The organism is Tamaricihabitans halophyticus, from assembly GCF_004340875.1.
GTDB lineage: Bacteria > Actinomycetota > Actinomycetes > Mycobacteriales > Pseudonocardiaceae > Tamaricihabitans > Tamaricihabitans halophyticus.
The window spans coordinates 17,937-33,089 of record NZ_SLXQ01000017.1 but is presented as its reverse complement, the minus strand read 5'-3'; the positions used below and the strand labels follow the sequence as shown (position 1 = coordinate 33,089).

The following is a 15,153-nucleotide window of genomic DNA, read 5'->3' as shown; positions in this document are numbered from 1 at the left end:
CAGCTAGGCACGCTGTTCGGGCGTTCCCGGAATATCCTCGGCGTGCGCAAGGGCACTCGGCGCGAGCCGCCCAACGATCGCCGGCGCCTCGTGGACCAGTGAATCGTCGGTCAGCGCGGCAACCATGAACAGCGCGAGGTCCACCCCGTCGAGCCAGACTGCTGCCCCGGACGACGGTCCACGGTCGGTCGCTCACTCGGATTCTCGATGCACTACACCCCGACGAGCCCCAGGAAGGCGCCAGGTGACCGCGTTCTTTAAGGTTAGCGAGTGGCTGGTCCGAGTACCTTTCCGCTCCGCGCGCCGGTCGGGGTGCCGTCCCGCAGCACGGGCACGCCGTTGAGCAACACGGCTTGCATACCCTCGGAAAGTTGCCACGGATCAAGGTAGGTCGACCGGTCCAACACCGTTTCCGGATCGAACACCACAAGGTCGGCGGCCGCCCCCTGCCGGAGCAGGCCCCGATCGGTGAGCCGGAGCCGTTCCGCCGGCAACGAGGTCATCTTGCGGATCGCGTCCTCGAGGGTAAGCACGCCACGCTCCCGCACGTATCGGCCGAGCACTCGGCTGAAGGTGCCGAAGCTACGTGGATGCGGCATGCCGTCGCCCCGCGCGTCCATCGTCCAGCCATCGCTGGCCACCGCGACGGCTGGATGCCGGAGCACGGTTTCCACGTCCTGCTCGGCCATCGCGTGGTTGACGATGCCTACCTGTGCCTGATGCGCGGCGAGCACATCGAGCGCGATATCGGCCGCGTCCGCAGCTGAACCGGCCGCAAGGTCCTGTAGCGACTGACCAACGGATGCCGCGTAAGGGCCGGGCCGCAGTTCGGCGAGCACGATCCCGGCTGGGTCGATCTCGGACGCGAACCTGGCACGCAGGTCGGCCGCGATCCGCGCGCGGGTTTCCGGTTCGGCAAGCCGGTCGAGCAGCGCGGCCGCGCCGCCGTCCACGGCCCAGGACGCGAGCCGGGACATCAGTCCGGTGCTCGATGCGGTGTACGGGTAGACATCGGCACCGACGTCCACACCACGTTCACGGGCGGCTTCGATCAGTCGAAGCGCCTCGGATACCGCGCCGTGGTTCGGCCGGCCCATGCACTTGAGGTGGGAGATCTCCAGCCGCACCCCGGAGCGTTCCGCGGTCTGGATGGCCTCGGTTACCGCTTCGACGAGCCGGTCGGTCTCGTTGCGCATATGTGTCGAGTAGAGCATCCCGTGCTCGGCAGCCACCCTGGCCAGCTCGGCGATCTCCGCTATGTCACCGAAAAGTCCCGGCGCGTAGATCAACCCGGAGGAAAACCCCAGCGCCCCACCGCGCGCGGCGTCGGCGACCAACTGTCCCATCCGGACAAGTTCAGCTTCGGTTGGCGGCCGGTCTTCGCCGCCAAGCACCGCATGCCGCACCGCGCCGTGCCCGACCTGCAGCCCGACGTTGACCGCGGGGCGCGCGCGGGCCACTGCCCTGCCGAAGCCGGCCGCATCGGCCCAGTCCCAGCTCAGCTCGTGACCAGCAAGCGGCAGCCGTGGCGGCAGACCATCGACGACGGGAAACGGCGAGAATCCACAGTTACCAGTCAGCAAGGTGGTGACGCCCTGATAAAGCTGGGTCGTAGCATGCGGCGCGGTCTCCAAGGTGAAGTCCGCATGCGAGTGCAGATCGATGAATCCAGGCGTGACCACAAGCCCGCCCGCGTCTACCGTCTCGGCACCGGCAAGGTCCGGTCCGATCCCGGAGATGCGGTCCCCGGTGATCCCAATATCCGCGCGACTGCGCGGAGCGCCGCTGCCATCAATGATCTCGCCACCACGAATGACGATCTCGTGTTCGGTCACGATCAGTTCCTCACAGCTCGACGAAGAGAATGGCGGCATACATCAGGGTGGCCGGGATGATCACCAGCCAACCAACAACGAGCAGGTTTCGCAGGTTCGCGGAGCGGGCGAGTCCCATCGCGCCGACCATGTTCGCGTTGGGGAACGGCCCGTAAGTGTCGATCTTCGAGGCGAACAGCAGCACGATCACCCAGGCGTTCGCGCCTACCCCGATACTGGCCGCGAGGCTGCCAAAGACGTTGTCCAGCAACACGACCTGTGCCGCGGTCGCGCCCGGCACGCCGACCCAGCCGAGCATCGCGATCACCGCCACGAACACCAGCGGCGGTAGCGCGCCCAGCTCGGCGGAGAACATATCCAGCACCACATCGAACGGTTTGAGCTCATCGACCGCGAGGAAGAACACCGCGAGCAACCAGAACAGTACGAACATCCTGACCTGAGTGGCCGCGCCCCGGATCAGGTGCTCGGCGACCTTGGTGGCGGACAGCCCACCGGCGAGCCCGGTGACGATGGCGATCACCGGCAGCGCCACCAGCGGGAAGGTGGTTCCCGCGCCGGTCACGATCGCATAGCCAACACAGGCCAGCAGCGAGACCGTGAAGGCCACGGTCGCCGGTCCACGACGGATCCCCGCCGTCACCGCTGGCGGCTCCGCCACCTCGAGAGCGTCGTACTCATCACCGGTGTGCACGGTCCGCCGCTGCACCCAGGGCACGATGAACATGCCGACGACAATGGACAGAATGGCCAGCGGACCCGCGCCGTAAAGCAAGTACTGCAGATAGCCGACGTCCGCGGCAGTCATGATCGCCACGTTCGAACCGGCGAACGGCGCCAGCGCCAGCCCAGCAGAACCGCCGATGAACATCATCGCCGCCGAGGCGGACCGGGTGAACCCGAGTCGGGCGACCACCGGCAGCAGCAGCGGGGCGGCAATGGCCAGCGCGCCAGCCAGCGTGCCGAGCGCGGCGACCAGGATGAGGCAGGCCAGCATCACACCGAGAATTGCTCGGGTGGGGCTGGTGTGCCCGACTACCCGGAGTACTGCTCGCACGATCGCATCCGCCGCGCCGGTGACCCTGAGCAGTTCGCCAACGCCGGCGCCAAGCATGATGATCAGACCGATCATCGTGATCGTCTCGCTCAGCGAGGCGCCGAACAGATCGCCGACCGCCGCCGGGCTCGGCAGCAGCAGCAACAGTCCACTTAGCACAGCCACCGCGGTTGCGATGAGGATGTCCATGCCGATCAGCGCGAGCAGGGCGAAAAGCGCGATGGGCAGCAGGCCCCACAGGGTGGGCGGCTGGGTGAGGATTCCCGCCACCAGCGAGACCAGGATGCCGGCCAGGCCGGCACCGGAGATCAGCCTGCGCTTAAGCGGTGATTGCCCACCCTGCTCGGCTGCTGCCGGCGTTTCGGTGCCGTCGTCAGCTGGCGTGGTGTTTGGATTGCTCATACTTGTGTCCTTTGTGGTGCGTTACCCGGCACGCAGCGCGTCCCGGTGTTCGGCTCCGGATTCCGCCACGATCTCGGCGACCGTCTGGCTGCTGCGGATCGGCGCGAACACAGTTTCCGCTGCTGCGGCACGGAAACCGTGCACGGCAAGGCGAGGCAGGCTGTTGTAGGAAAAGGGAGTTGAGAAATAGTAAGCACCGGTGTCCCGCAGTACGACCAGGTCCCCCTCGGCCAGTTCCGGTAGCTCCCGCCCGGATGCCACCATATCGCCCGCGAAGCAACAGGGGCCGGCCACATCCTGGCTCAGCGGGCGGTCGAACTTGCGCCGCCCCTCGGCATCGAAGGCCTCTACGCGCAGCGGCCATGCCTGTGGCATGAACACCGTTCGGGTCGCGGTCTGCGCGCCCGCGTGGGTGACCGCGATCCGCCGCCCGCCAACGTCTTTGACGTACTCGACGCGGGCGATTATGAAGCCGTTCTTGGCCAGTAGCGATCTGCCGAACTCGGTCAGCAACGTGTACCGGCCGTCGAAGAGGCCCGGCACCAGGTCCCGCAGTACCGCTACGTAGTCCGCGAAGGTTGGTCGTACCGTGTCATCGGCGAAGTTGACCGGCAAGCCACCACCGATATCGATGCTGGTCACCTGTTGCCGGCCGGCGTTCGCGTTGATCTCTTCGGCAAGCTGGTACACCGCGTGGATGCCATCGGCGATCAGCTCGAGCGGGCAGCCCTGCGAGCCGACGTGGACGTGCAGCCGGGTCAGCCAGGGACGCGCGGCATATGCCGCGAGCAGCTCGTCGCGGCAGCCGGGGTCGTTGAGCGGGATGCCGAACTTCGAACTCGGCGACGCGGTGCTCATCGCGTCGATCGTCCCGGCGCCGACCTGCGGATTCACCCGCACACCGAGAACGGAAACGGTGTCCGGGGTAACCAGCGCGTCGAGCCGCTTGAGTTCGTCGAGGTTGTCCGCGTTGACGGCAACACCGCGTTCGAGCGCTTCCCAGAGTTCCGCCTGGGTTTTCGCTGGAGCGTCGAGCACGATCCGCTCGGCGGGAAAACCCGCCGCTACGGCTTGGGCGAGTTCGCCTGCGCTTGCCACCTCGCAGCCCAGGCCTTCGTCGGCGAGCAGGCGAAGTACCGGAACCAGCGGGCATGCTTTCGCCGCGAAGGCATGTAGCACCGGGCTTGCCTCGAATGCGGTACGCAGATCGCGCACCGTGGACCGCACTCCGTCCACGTCGATGAATCCCGCCACCGGGGCCTCGGGACCGACCAGGTCAGCCTCGACCGCGGCCCGAACGGCCTGCGCCACCCGGTCTGCACGCATGTGCGTATCCGACTTCATAACACCCCTCCTGTCGATCTGAGCAAGGGTCAACCGCTCGGATGGTCTCGACGTTAAATCGCAGGAATCCGTCACGAGTTCCGCAGTATGGCGGCTTATGTGCGCATAATGTCGACATGGTGGCCGCCGAATCGCCAGATTCCGTCATTGACGAAGTGGATCTGGAGCTCATCAACGCACTACAGGTCACGCCACGCGGCTCCTGGGCCGTGCTCGGACGTGCACTCGATCTGGATCCGGCTACCGCCGCCCGCAGGTGGCAGCGGTTGACCGAGACCGGTCTCGCCTGGGTGACCTGCATCATCGGCCCGGCGCGGCACCACGAGTTCTGCATGGCCTATATCAAGGTTTCCGTCGCGCCTGGCTGGTTCGATTCGGTCGCCGCGGCTCTGATTGAGGAGCCATCGGCGCCTTACCTGCATCACATAACGGGGCCAAGCCCGTTACTTCTGGTCATCGCGCTGCGCAACCCCGCGGCGGTATCGGATTTTCTCCGCGATGTACTCGGCCAGCTGCCCGGCGTAACGTCCTATCACGCGGAGATTCGCACCGTTGGCTACACCGAACCCAGTCGGTGGCGACTGGACAGTCTCGATCCGGTGCGGCGCGGGCGATTGCCGCCCACGGCTGGCGAATCCCGAGGGACCACCGTGGACGAGACCGACCGGGCGCTGTACCGGTTGCTGCATATTGATGGGCGTATGTCGTTCACCGAGCTCGCTGGGCGGGTCGGGATCAGTGAGGCGACCGCGCGCCGCAGGGTGAACAGGCTGCTGGATACCCGTCATCTGCGGTTGCGCTGCGATATGGCGCAGTCGGTTTCCGGCTGGCCGATTACCGGCGTGCTGTGGGCCCGGGTACCGCCTGGCTCGTTGGACCAGGTAGCGCGTTCGCTCGGTAATCGAGCCGAGGTCCGGCTGAGCTGCGCCCTGTCCGGTCCGGCCAACCTGCTGCTGATGGTCTGGCTGCGCACCCTGGAAGGTCTTGCCGAGTTCGAGCGCGTGGTCGGCGAGCTACACCCGGAACTCTCGATCGTCGACCGGTCAGTGTGCCTGCACACGATGAAGCAGATGTGGCGCCAGCTCGACTCAACAGGACGAGCAATCCGCGTGCTTGACCTCAATCGAGTCAGCTTCCCTGGCACCTGACGACCGTGGCTAGCCAAGCCGTCTGAGCTCGGCCACGACTTGCTCTGCCTGCAGATACGCGCGCCATGCGGGGATTCGCAGGACCTGCCAGCCGAGCCGCTGCACGATCGCGTTCTTTAGGGATCTTGCGATCACTGGGCACGGTGGATTCGGTGACGTCCCGTATTCGCGTTCTTCAAGGTTAGCGAGCTCAGCGGCGGTGAGGTATTCCTCAGCGCTATCTCACGCGGTTGGCCACCGCGCGGCGCATCTAGTCACTCCGAATGTTGACTTCCAGTTTAGTTGAGGTTTTAGCGTTGGAACCAGCCACGAACCGCCAGTCATGAACCGGGAGTCAGCGATGCTCACCCAAGTTAGTACCGACCTGTGGGAAACACCGACCTTCTCGCCATTTCCTGGCCTGACTACCCATGCCTACCTGTGGACTTCGCGTCCAGGCAACAACCTTCTGTTCTACTCCCCGGGCGGTAGCGATTCGCTAGACGCGGTGGCCGAACGCGGTGGTATCGCCCACCAGTACCTCAGCCATCAGGACGAGGCTGGCGATGTCCTCAAGGAGATCGCCGAACGCTTTGGCGCCACGCTGCACGCCCCTGCCGCCGAGCTGGACGCGATCGGCCGCTTCACCGAGGTTCAGGTGCAGCTCGCGGAACGCCATGTCGACGACAACGGCGTGGAGGTCATCCCCACGCCGGGGCACTCCCCCGGCAGCACCTGCTTCCTGTTCACCAGCGCCGACGGGCGTCGCTACCTGCTCACCGGGGACACCATCTTCCGCACCACGGACGGCACCTGGAGCGCGGGCTACATTCCCGGCGTCAGCGACGCCACCGCACTAGCCGCCACCCTTGACCTGCTGGCCACCCTCGAGCCGGACGTAATCATCTCGAGCGCCTTCCAGGGCGACTCGGGCGTAACCCCGCTGGCGGACACCGCCTGGGCCGATTGTGTAGCGCAGGCACGCGCCACGCTGCCGAGCAACTAACCGCAAGATCGCGGTTCGGGGGGGCGCGGGCCATCGGCTAGTGTCTCGCCATGACCGAGCCCACCGTCGCGCAGACCAGGATCGCCTACGACGCCGTTGCTGACCGCTACGCCGAGCTGTTCCGCGATATGCTCGACTCCTTGCCGATGGAACGCGCATTGCTGGCCGCGTTCGCCGAACTCGTGCGGGACAACAGTTCGGGTGCGGTCGCCGATATCGGCTGCGGCCCCGGCCAGGTGACCGCACACCTGCACGCGCTCGGGCTGACCACATTCGGCATCGACCTGTCCCCCGAGATGGTCAGCCTGGCTCGGCGGGCCAATCCGCATCTGCCGTTCGACGAGGGTTCAATGACCAATTTGGACTTAGCAGACGGATCCCTTGGCGGCATTCTCGCATTCTTCTCCACCATCCACACGCCACCTCGGCAACTGTCAGCCGTGATCGGCGAATTCCAGCGAGTGCTCGCACCCGGCGGACACCTGCTGTTCGGCTTCCTCGCTGGCGACGCGCCACAGCCGGAGGCAACCGACCACAAAGTAGCGATCGCCTATCAATGGCCTCCGGACGGTATCGCGGAGCTGTTGCGGCAGAACGGGTTCACCGAGATCGCACGAATACAGCGGGAACCACACGAAGGCGAACGATTCCGGCACGGCTATCTGCTGGCGCGCCGTAGCTAACGCGCCGCCCCAGCCGCAAGATCCCCAAAGATTGCGGTCAGGGGCATGCGGCCGTCTGGTATTCGCGAAGGCGAACAACGTGCACTCGCTCAGGCGAGCGGCATAAATCTGCCCGCCACCCCTTGTGAGGCAGTGCATCACTCGCATAGTGTCATGCAAAAGCAGATGACGTCAAGATATTTATGACACATAAGGTTTGGGTGGATGCATACCGCTGGCGGACCGGCTGCGACTGACTTCCTCGTACCGCGCGATCCCGCAAAGCTCATGGAACCCCGGCGCTTGGCGGCCATGCAGCCGACGCGACTCAGCGCGAGCCGGTCGTTGATCGACCTGATGACGCGAGAACGCTGGCGCATCGAGTTGTCCGCTATGGACATAGACGACACCGGCAACGGAACCGCCGTGTACCGAGTAGACACTGGCCGCGGAGTACTGTCCTTCGTCGCGTTCAGTTCCGAACCACGGATGGTCGATCGGACTCCGCGCATCATCGGTCAAAGCTGGGACATGGTCGGTGCGCTCTGGGAAGGCGAAGCTGACCCTGACCGGATCGAGCAAACCCGCCGCGAACTGCCGAAGCTGTACGCCGGTCGAGCGGCTCCCAACACACTCGTCTGGTGCCGCTCGAACCGCAGCCTACGCGCTTTCGAACACACCGTGCAGGCCCTCGCCGCCGGCCGCCAGCCGGATTTCGCCGTACTGCGCGAGATCGGCTACCTCATGCGCAACACCGGGCTCGATGCCAACGGTACGTTCGGCACCCGAACGTTCATCGCCTACGGCGATGACCACCCACTGCGGGTTCCCTACCACGCGCAGATGCTCGCGGCCTATCTCATGCGCGAGTTCAGTGTGGACCTGTGTGAACGGCTCGCCAGGACAAACTCGCCGCACGCCGTTCCACTTGACCACGAGTACCGGCGCTACCTTGGCCTGGGAAACGGATCGGCTCTGGGGCTCGTACTTTTCGTGGCGAACCATCCGCGCCTTGTTGACCGTTGGCTGACCCTGCGCGAGCGCGCTTTGCTTGCCGCTCGGCGGCTTGACCCCGCGCCTGGCGACGAGCGCTTCGGCAGGTTGCTTGACCTGCTCGACCGTGCGATCACCTACCGCAAGCAGGACCCGATGAGCTACAACGTCTTTCCGGCGAGCGACCAAGTCGCGGCCGAGCTGGAGCAGGTTCGCGGCCTGGTGCGACAACTGCGGTGCGACCAATGGCCAACCGCGCCCGGCGAACCTGACATACCAGCCTTCGAACGACTGCGCACCGCGATATCCGGCACGGTCAGCGCGGAAGCCGAGGAAACACTGGACGCGCTACTGATCGAGTTCGTCCCGGAAGAATGCGCACGCCTCACCGGCGAGCTGCTGGTGAACGAGCAGCTCGAGCGCGAGCCGGGGATGACCATCGGCGAACTGCGTACCGTGCTCGACGAGCAGTACCGCTGGGCGCTGGACCTACCGATCGCGGCAAAGCAGGATCGGCGACGGATCTGGTACAAGTCTCGCGCGTCGGAAGAGCCGAGGTCGGGTCCCCGGGAGGAGGTACCTGGCGGCTTCGATCTTTCCGTGGACGTTCCAGGGTTCGCCAGGACCTTGCGTGCGCAACTCAGCGATTACGCGCCAGGCATGCGGGTCGGCAGGTTTCTCTTCGACAATCCCGAACAACTTGCCGCGGTCGAGCGGTTTCAGGCCTTACGCGACAACCCGTACGCGCAGCCACATATGGACGCGCTCGATGTGGACTTCGTGCCGGCAAGGCTGATCCGGCTGATGAACGGCGCACTGTATGGATTGGACAGAACCAAGGACTACCTCAACCGGACACTTCGAGGCTTGATCTTCCAGGGCGCACCGACCCGGTCCGACATCGCGGCAGGCGACCAGAGCACTTGGTGGTGGCCAGCCGAACCCGGCCAAGCGGAAGGAACACAATCGTGACGGAACAGGGCGGGCGGCGCACCCAACCGCTTTCGACGACGCTGAAGAGCCTTGGCGTGCTCGAGACCGTCGCGCAGGCACAACGGTCGGTACGGGTGTCCGAGCTGGCTCGCGAGCTTGGCTGGTCGCGGGCGGCCATCCACCAGCAACTGGTCACACTGACGGCGGCCGGCTGGATGGAGCAGACGGACGAAGGCGCGTACCGGCTCACGCTGCGCGCCGCATGGGTCGGCCAATCCGCCCTGCGCCAGGCTGGCTTGGGTGATCGAGTGCTACCCGCGATGGAGCGGCTACTCGGCGAAGTGCGGGAAGCCGTCTCACTCGCCGTCCTGGAGCGGGACACCGCGACGATCGTGCAACGGCTTGAGCCGGGCCGCACCCTCCAGGTCGATCTGCGCGCCGAAGCACAGATGCCGCTCAACCGCAGCGCTTCCGGGCAGGTACTGATGGCCTGGGCTGACCAGCGGCAGCTGGCCGATCTGCGCGAGCGTGGTGTCGAGGTTCCGGACGACGATGACCGGGCCGCACTGCGAGATGCCGGCCATGCGATCTCGAGTGGACGGTGGCTGGACGGAGTCACCGGGATCGCCGCGCCGGTATTCGACGTGCATGGCGGTTGCGTCGGCGCGCTCAGCCTGGCGGGACCAGCTAGCAGGCTGGATGTCCAGACCGCGACAACCGAGCTGCTGCGTGCGGCCGACGAGATCAACGAGGTCCTTTCTGGACGAGGAACAAGTGTTGGAAAGGATGGCGCGCGGTGAGCCCGATTCCCACGCTACAGGTGAGCCTGCGGGAAACCCGACTGGTCACTGAACGCATCGTGATGCTGCTCGGTGTCGCCAAGGGAAGTTGGGCCGCCGTACGCGAGGCCGTCGTCGCGGCCGAAGCCATCGGACTCGGCGGCCTGCGGTTCCTGGATCGTTGCGAACCAGGCTGCTGGGGCACGCCTGCGCTCACCAAGGAGGACGGTGCGGCGCTCACCGTCACTGCCAACGGTATTCCCGCCCCGTTCGCGGCACCCGCACTCGTCGACCTGGCGCTGGCGACCTCCGGTGAGTACGGTCGGGCCGAGCTGACCGTGCACGGACTGCGCGACGCCGAACTACTGCCGGTGATGGAACCACTCGGCGGGCGGCTCGGCGCGAATATCCAGGTACGCGCGACGCCGGAAGGGCAGCGGGTGCACGCTAGTCAAGCAACGAACACCGTGCACCCGGATTCACTGGCCGCGATGGCCGGCGGCCAGCATCTGCGCAAGCCCGCCATACACGGACTCACCGTGCCGGCCGAGCTCTGGTGGCGGCTCTATCACCGGTCCAATGAGGCACTGACCGCCGACACCCCGCTCTCCCGCAATCACGCGGGAGCCGCGCTGCTCACCGATGGCGCCGGGCTTACCGAGACCGATCCCGACTACGTGGCCGAAGCCGCACACTGAGCTAAGGAGAACCTGGTGCACTACGTCGACGGACTCGAATGCAGTGAATTTGACCGCGAGGTGTTCACCGAGCTGAGGGATGGTGGCCTCAGCTGCGTCACGGTGACCTGCGGTTACTGGGGCGATGCGCTGGAATCAATGGATTCGCTCGCCGCCTGGCGTGAACTCGAAAGGGAGAACGCCGATCTCATCGGTATCGCGCGGACCGCCGCGGATATCGGGCGAATCGCGGCCGAAGGCAGGACCGCGATCCTGCTCGGCTTCCAGAACAGCGCGTTTCTCGCCGGCCGTATCCGGTTCGTCGAGTTGTTCGCCGACCTCGGAGTCCGCGTTGGACAGTTGACCTACAATATCCAGAACGATATTGGCGCCAGCTGCTACGACGATCCGGACAGTGGCCTCACCCGGTTCGGGCGCGAGGTAGTTGCCGAGATGAACCGGGTCGGCATGGCGATCGATCTGTCGCATGTCGGCAATCGAACCAGTCTCGAAGCCATCGAGCACTCCGCGGTACCGGTCGCGATCACCCATGCGAATGCCGCTTCACTGGTGCCGCATGCGCGTAACAAGCCCGATGACGTGTTGACCGAGCTGGCCGCGCGCGGCGGGATGCTTGGCGTGTCCGGGTATCGCAATATTTCCGGCCCGTACGCCGAGAGCATTGACGCATGGGCGGAGATGGTCGCGAAGACCGTCGAGCTGATCGGTCTTGACCATGTCGGGATCGGCACGGACCTTGGCCGGAAGGTGACCTTCGAACATCTGCAGTGGATGCGCCAAGGCCGATGGAGCATGCGACCGCAGTACGGCGCAGGGTCCGCGACGAATCCGGGCAAGCAGCCACCGCTGCCGTGGTTCCCTGACACCACGGCGTTTCCTGCCAAGGCGGAAGCGCTCCGCAGGTACGGCTTCGACGACCAGTCGGTGTCCGCGGTGATGGGCGGCAACTGGATGCGGTTCTACACCGAGGTGCTGCCGAAACCCGGCAATCAACAACTCGAAGAGGAGTGACCGGATGGCGACCCGCACACTCGCGAACGGTTCGCGGCGAGATACCACCGAGCCGTCCGCGATCACCGCGCGCACGGTGTCCAAGGTTTTCGAAGGGAAACGCCAGCGCGTATCCGCGTTATCCGAAGTAGACATAGACATCGAGGCTGGGCAGTTCGTCTCGCTGATCGGCCCTAGCGGTTGCGGTAAGTCGACGCTACTCAAGATGATCGCCGGCCTACTCACGCCGTCCAGCGGGACCATCGCCATCGACGGGGACACGGTCGTCGAGCCACTGCCCCAGATCGGCGTGGCCTTCCAGAAACCGACCCTGCTGCGCTGGCGCAACGTGCTGGACAACATCTGCCTGCCACTCGATCTCGACGGCGGCCGGCCAGCCGATGGCGAAACGCGAGCTCGTGAACTGCTTGCCATGATGGGCTTGGCCGGATTCGAGAAGCACTACCCGAAGGAACTTTCCGGTGGCATGGAACAGCGGGTAGCCATCGCCCGCTCGCTCATCACCCAGCCTTCGTTACTGCTCATGGATGAACCCTTTGGCGCGCTTGACGAGTTCACCCGCGAAGACCTGAACGACGAGCTGCTACGAGTCTGGCAGCACGAGCCGAAGACGGTCGTGTTCGTCACGCACAGCATCTCCGAGGCGGTCTTCCTTTCCGATCACGTCGTGGTGATGAGCGCGCGCCCCGGTCGAATCCATGCCACCGTTCCGGTGATCCTGCCCCGCCCACGCGAGCGAAGCCTGCGCAATGCCCCCGAGTTCTACGACACCATTCGACATATCCGTGCCGTACTCGACGAAGCACGCCTTGGCGAAGCCGGAGGTGAGCACTGATGGCCACCCCGGTAGTCGCCCCGGACACGGGTGAAACGGCCCGGCCGTCGCGCTCGCGGAGCAGCGCCGGCACCAAGTCCGCGGTGCTCGCGGTGCTGATCTTCATCGTGATCGTGACCGGCTGGCAGGTGCTTGCCACCTCCGGCGCGGTATCACCGCTGTTGCTGGCGCCGCCGGTTGATGTACTCGCCGCGCTTGGTCAGATGGTCTCCGATGGCACGCTGTGGCCGCATCTGTCCGCGACCGTCCAGGAGACCGTATTCGGATTCCTTCTCGCCGTTGCGGCCGCACTGGTGATTGGCTCCGCGTTCGCCTACTCCCCGATCGTGCGCAACGCGGTCTACCCGTACATCCTTGTCTCCCAGACGTTTCCCAAGGTGGCGATCGCCCCGCTGATCGTCGCGATCTTCGGCTACGACCTGGCGCCGAAGGTAGTTCTCGCCGCGCTGCTGGCCTTCTTCCCGGTTCTCACCAACACCATGGCCGGACTGACCGAGGTCAGTGACGACGAGGTGAACCTGTTCCGGTCGCTACGCGCGAGCAAATGGCAGGAACTGCGGCACCTGCGGATCCCGAACGCCCTTGCCTTCATCTTTCCCGCGCTCAACAGCGCCGCGGTACTCGCGTTGATCGGCGCCATCGTCGGCGAGTTCGTCGCTTCGCGCACCGGGATCGGTTATGCCATCCAGCAATTCACCACGACCGGAGAGGTGGCGGCGACGTATGCGGCACTCATCGTGTTGTCCATCGTCGGACTCACCTTCTACGGCCTGTTGACCTTGACCGAGCGGCTGGTACGCCGCAACCGCTGACTCACGGCGGTAGGCATTCGAGGAGTTACCATGACCATCTCCACTGCACGTAGGCGGTTAGTTGGTATCGGAACGGCCGCGCTGACCATGTTTACGGTGGCTGCCTGCGGAACGGGCGGCGACTCGGCGGCCGGTGGGCAGATCTTCGCCGTCCCGGACAAATCGCTCACCGCGACCACCGCTTCCTACACCTCGGTACCGCTACGGGCGGGATACTTCGACGACGAGGAACTGGACGTCACCATTCAGCCCGTCGATACGGCGCTGTCCGCGGTACAGTCAGTGGCGACCGGACAGTCCTTTATGACCTACGCATCGGTGAACGCAGTGGTTTCGGCCGCTGGACAGGACGATGGCCTTGCGGTTGTCGGTTTCACCAACGGCAACATCTTCCGCATCGTCGTACCCGAAGGCAGTCCTATTAAGACGGTCGAGGATCTACGCGGCAGGACGGTCGGCTCGAGCACACTCGCTTCCATCAGCAACCTCTACGCCAAGGGCGTGCTGACCGAGGCTGGCCTCGATCCGGAAAGCGACGTCGAGTACCTACCCGTCGGATACGGCGCACAGGCCGCCGAAGCGATGCGCGGCAAGGAGATTGACGCCTACGCTGGCTACGACGGACCGAACGTGGTGATCGGCGATCTGCTCGGTTCCGAACTGCGCGAGCTGGAAACCCCACTCAACGAGCTCACCGGAACCTCGGCACTCGTGGTACGCAAGGAGAGCATCGAGAACGAACCCGACCGCGTTGTCGGAATGGCGCGCGCCTTCTTCAAGTCGATGGTGTTCGCCAAGGAGAACCCGGAGACCGCGATCCAGATGCACTGGGCCGAGTTCCCGCAGTCCAAACCGGCCGCGGCGGATGAGGATGCGGCCCGCAAACAGGCGGTGGAGATCCTCACCCGCCGGCTGGATGTCACCGGCGGCCCGGGCGCGGACGGCGAGTACGGCGTCCAGGACGATGACGCGATGCAGCACACCGTTGACGAGCTCGCCCGCTATGGCATGGTCGACGAGTCGATCGAGCTGCGAAACAGCGGACTGGTCGATTACGGTCTCGCCGAGCGCTACAACGACTTCGACCCCGAGGCGGTCAAGCGCGAGGCGGCGAACTGGCGCGGCTAACGGTCCCTGCCGCAGGAGTCGATTCGGCGAGCGGGGCCAGGTGGTCGAGGGAATTGCCGAGATGGTCCGGGCCGAATACCGGGAACTCGAGGTAATCCCGGATGTGTTGGGGCACCGCTGTCCATTCGTAGCTGAGCGTGACGTTGGTCTCAAGTGGACCGTTGGGCGCCAGGTCGTAACGCCAGATCCAGCCGCCGAACTCCAGCCGGCCGCCGCCCTTGTCCTCCCCCGTCAACCAGGCGATCGCATGCGGCTCGTCGAACACGTGGACCTTGTTCACCACCTGATAGTCACCGTTCGGGTGGTTTGCGTGATACATGTCCATCCGGAAGATCTGCCCTACCTCGGTCAGCGGTGCCTGGTCGACGGCTTCCTGGACCCAGCCGGTTCCATCGATCCTGGCGTGCGTCGTCGGGTCCGCCAACACTGCGAACACTCGCGTCACGGACGCGGCGATAGTCCGGGTAACGCTCACCTTCTCCTCGGTCACGGGGTGCACACTCCTCTTCGCTCGGCCTTCCCGCGGGCGCG

15 protein-coding genes are annotated in these 15,153 nt (G+C 65.4%); 10 read left to right on the top strand and 5 right to left on the bottom strand.

The features are described 5' to 3' along the window. Positions 1-3 precede the first annotated feature (3 nt). The 4 genes from EV191_RS25765 to EV191_RS25750 form a co-directional block, all read right to left on the bottom strand. Entirely contained in the window at positions 4-144 is a 141-nt protein-coding gene (locus EV191_RS25765) for a hypothetical protein (protein ID WP_207894713.1), read from the bottom strand. Positions 145-263: 119 nt separating this feature from the next. Continuing rightward, entirely contained in the window at positions 264-1,835 is a 1,572-nt protein-coding gene (locus EV191_RS25760; protein WP_207894711.1) for an N-acyl-D-amino-acid deacylase family protein, read from the bottom strand. Positions 1,836-1,845: 10 nt separating this feature from the next. Further along, positions 1,846-3,294, bottom strand: a complete 1,449-nt coding sequence (locus EV191_RS25755; RefSeq protein WP_132880195.1) for a Na+/H+ antiporter NhaC family protein — start codon at positions 3,292-3,294, stop codon at positions 1,846-1,848. Positions 3,295-3,315: 21 nt separating this feature from the next. Continuing rightward, complete coding sequence (locus EV191_RS25750) at positions 3,316-4,638, bottom strand: type III PLP-dependent enzyme domain-containing protein (RefSeq protein ID WP_132880194.1); 1,323 nt, start codon at positions 4,636-4,638, stop codon at positions 3,316-3,318. A 116-nt stretch (positions 4,639-4,754) separates the two neighbouring features. On the opposite strand from EV191_RS25750, the gene EV191_RS25745 reads away from it, so the two are divergent. The 10 genes from EV191_RS25745 to EV191_RS25705 all read left to right on the top strand — a co-directional run bounded on the left by EV191_RS25745 (position 4,755) and on the right by EV191_RS25705 (position 14,622). Further along, the gene (locus EV191_RS25745; protein WP_132880192.1) at positions 4,755-5,786 is read left to right on the top strand and encodes an Lrp/AsnC family transcriptional regulator; all 1,032 of its coding nucleotides are present in this window, start codon (positions 4,755-4,757) and stop codon (positions 5,784-5,786) included. Between the two features lie 340 nt (positions 5,787-6,126). Beyond that, a complete protein-coding gene (locus EV191_RS25740; RefSeq protein ID WP_132880190.1) occupies positions 6,127-6,771 on the top strand; it encodes an MBL fold metallo-hydrolase in 645 nt (214 codons plus the stop codon). Between the two features lie 50 nt (positions 6,772-6,821). Continuing rightward, positions 6,822-7,454: a class I SAM-dependent DNA methyltransferase gene (locus EV191_RS25735; protein ID WP_132880189.1), complete on the top strand. Its 633-nt coding sequence runs from the start codon at positions 6,822-6,824 to the stop codon at positions 7,452-7,454. Positions 7,455-7,658: 204 nt separating this feature from the next. Further along, positions 7,659-9,398 carry a hypothetical protein gene (locus tag EV191_RS30235; RefSeq protein ID WP_165913101.1) on the top strand — a complete coding sequence of 580 codons (1,740 nt, stop codon included), beginning with the start codon at positions 7,659-7,661 and terminating at the stop codon, positions 9,396-9,398. Beyond that, positions 9,395-10,159, top strand: a complete 765-nt coding sequence (locus EV191_RS30230) for an IclR family transcriptional regulator (protein WP_165913100.1) — start codon at positions 9,395-9,397, stop codon at positions 10,157-10,159. Before EV191_RS30235 ends, EV191_RS30230 begins: the two co-directional genes overlap by 4 nt. Then, a complete protein-coding gene (locus EV191_RS25725) occupies positions 10,156-10,836 on the top strand; it encodes a hypothetical protein (RefSeq protein WP_132880186.1) in 681 nt (226 codons plus the stop codon). The genes EV191_RS30230 and EV191_RS25725 overlap by 4 nt, the downstream gene beginning before the upstream one ends. A 15-nt stretch (positions 10,837-10,851) precedes the next feature. Further along, on the top strand, positions 10,852-11,847 hold the full coding sequence (locus tag EV191_RS25720) for a dipeptidase (protein ID WP_132880184.1): 996 nt from the start codon (positions 10,852-10,854) through the stop codon (positions 11,845-11,847). Between the two features lie 4 nt (positions 11,848-11,851). Then, a complete protein-coding gene (locus EV191_RS25715; RefSeq protein ID WP_132880183.1) occupies positions 11,852-12,682 on the top strand; it encodes an ABC transporter ATP-binding protein in 831 nt (276 codons plus the stop codon). Beyond that, positions 12,682-13,494 carry an ABC transporter permease gene (locus EV191_RS25710; RefSeq protein ID WP_132880181.1) on the top strand — a complete coding sequence of 271 codons (813 nt, stop codon included), beginning with the start codon at positions 12,682-12,684 and terminating at the stop codon, positions 13,492-13,494. Before EV191_RS25715 ends, EV191_RS25710 begins: the two co-directional genes overlap by 1 nt. A gap of 30 nt (positions 13,495-13,524) precedes the next feature. Then, a complete protein-coding gene (locus EV191_RS25705; protein ID WP_132880179.1) occupies positions 13,525-14,622 on the top strand; it encodes an ABC transporter substrate-binding protein in 1,098 nt (365 codons plus the stop codon). Here EV191_RS25705 and EV191_RS25700 read toward each other — a convergent pair. After that, the gene (locus EV191_RS25700; protein ID WP_243659234.1) at positions 14,591-15,112 is read right to left on the bottom strand and encodes an SRPBCC family protein; all 522 of its coding nucleotides are present in this window, start codon (positions 15,110-15,112) and stop codon (positions 14,591-14,593) included. The two genes, EV191_RS25705 and EV191_RS25700, sit on opposite strands and share 32 nt — an antisense overlap. Positions 15,113-15,153 lie beyond the last annotated feature (41 nt).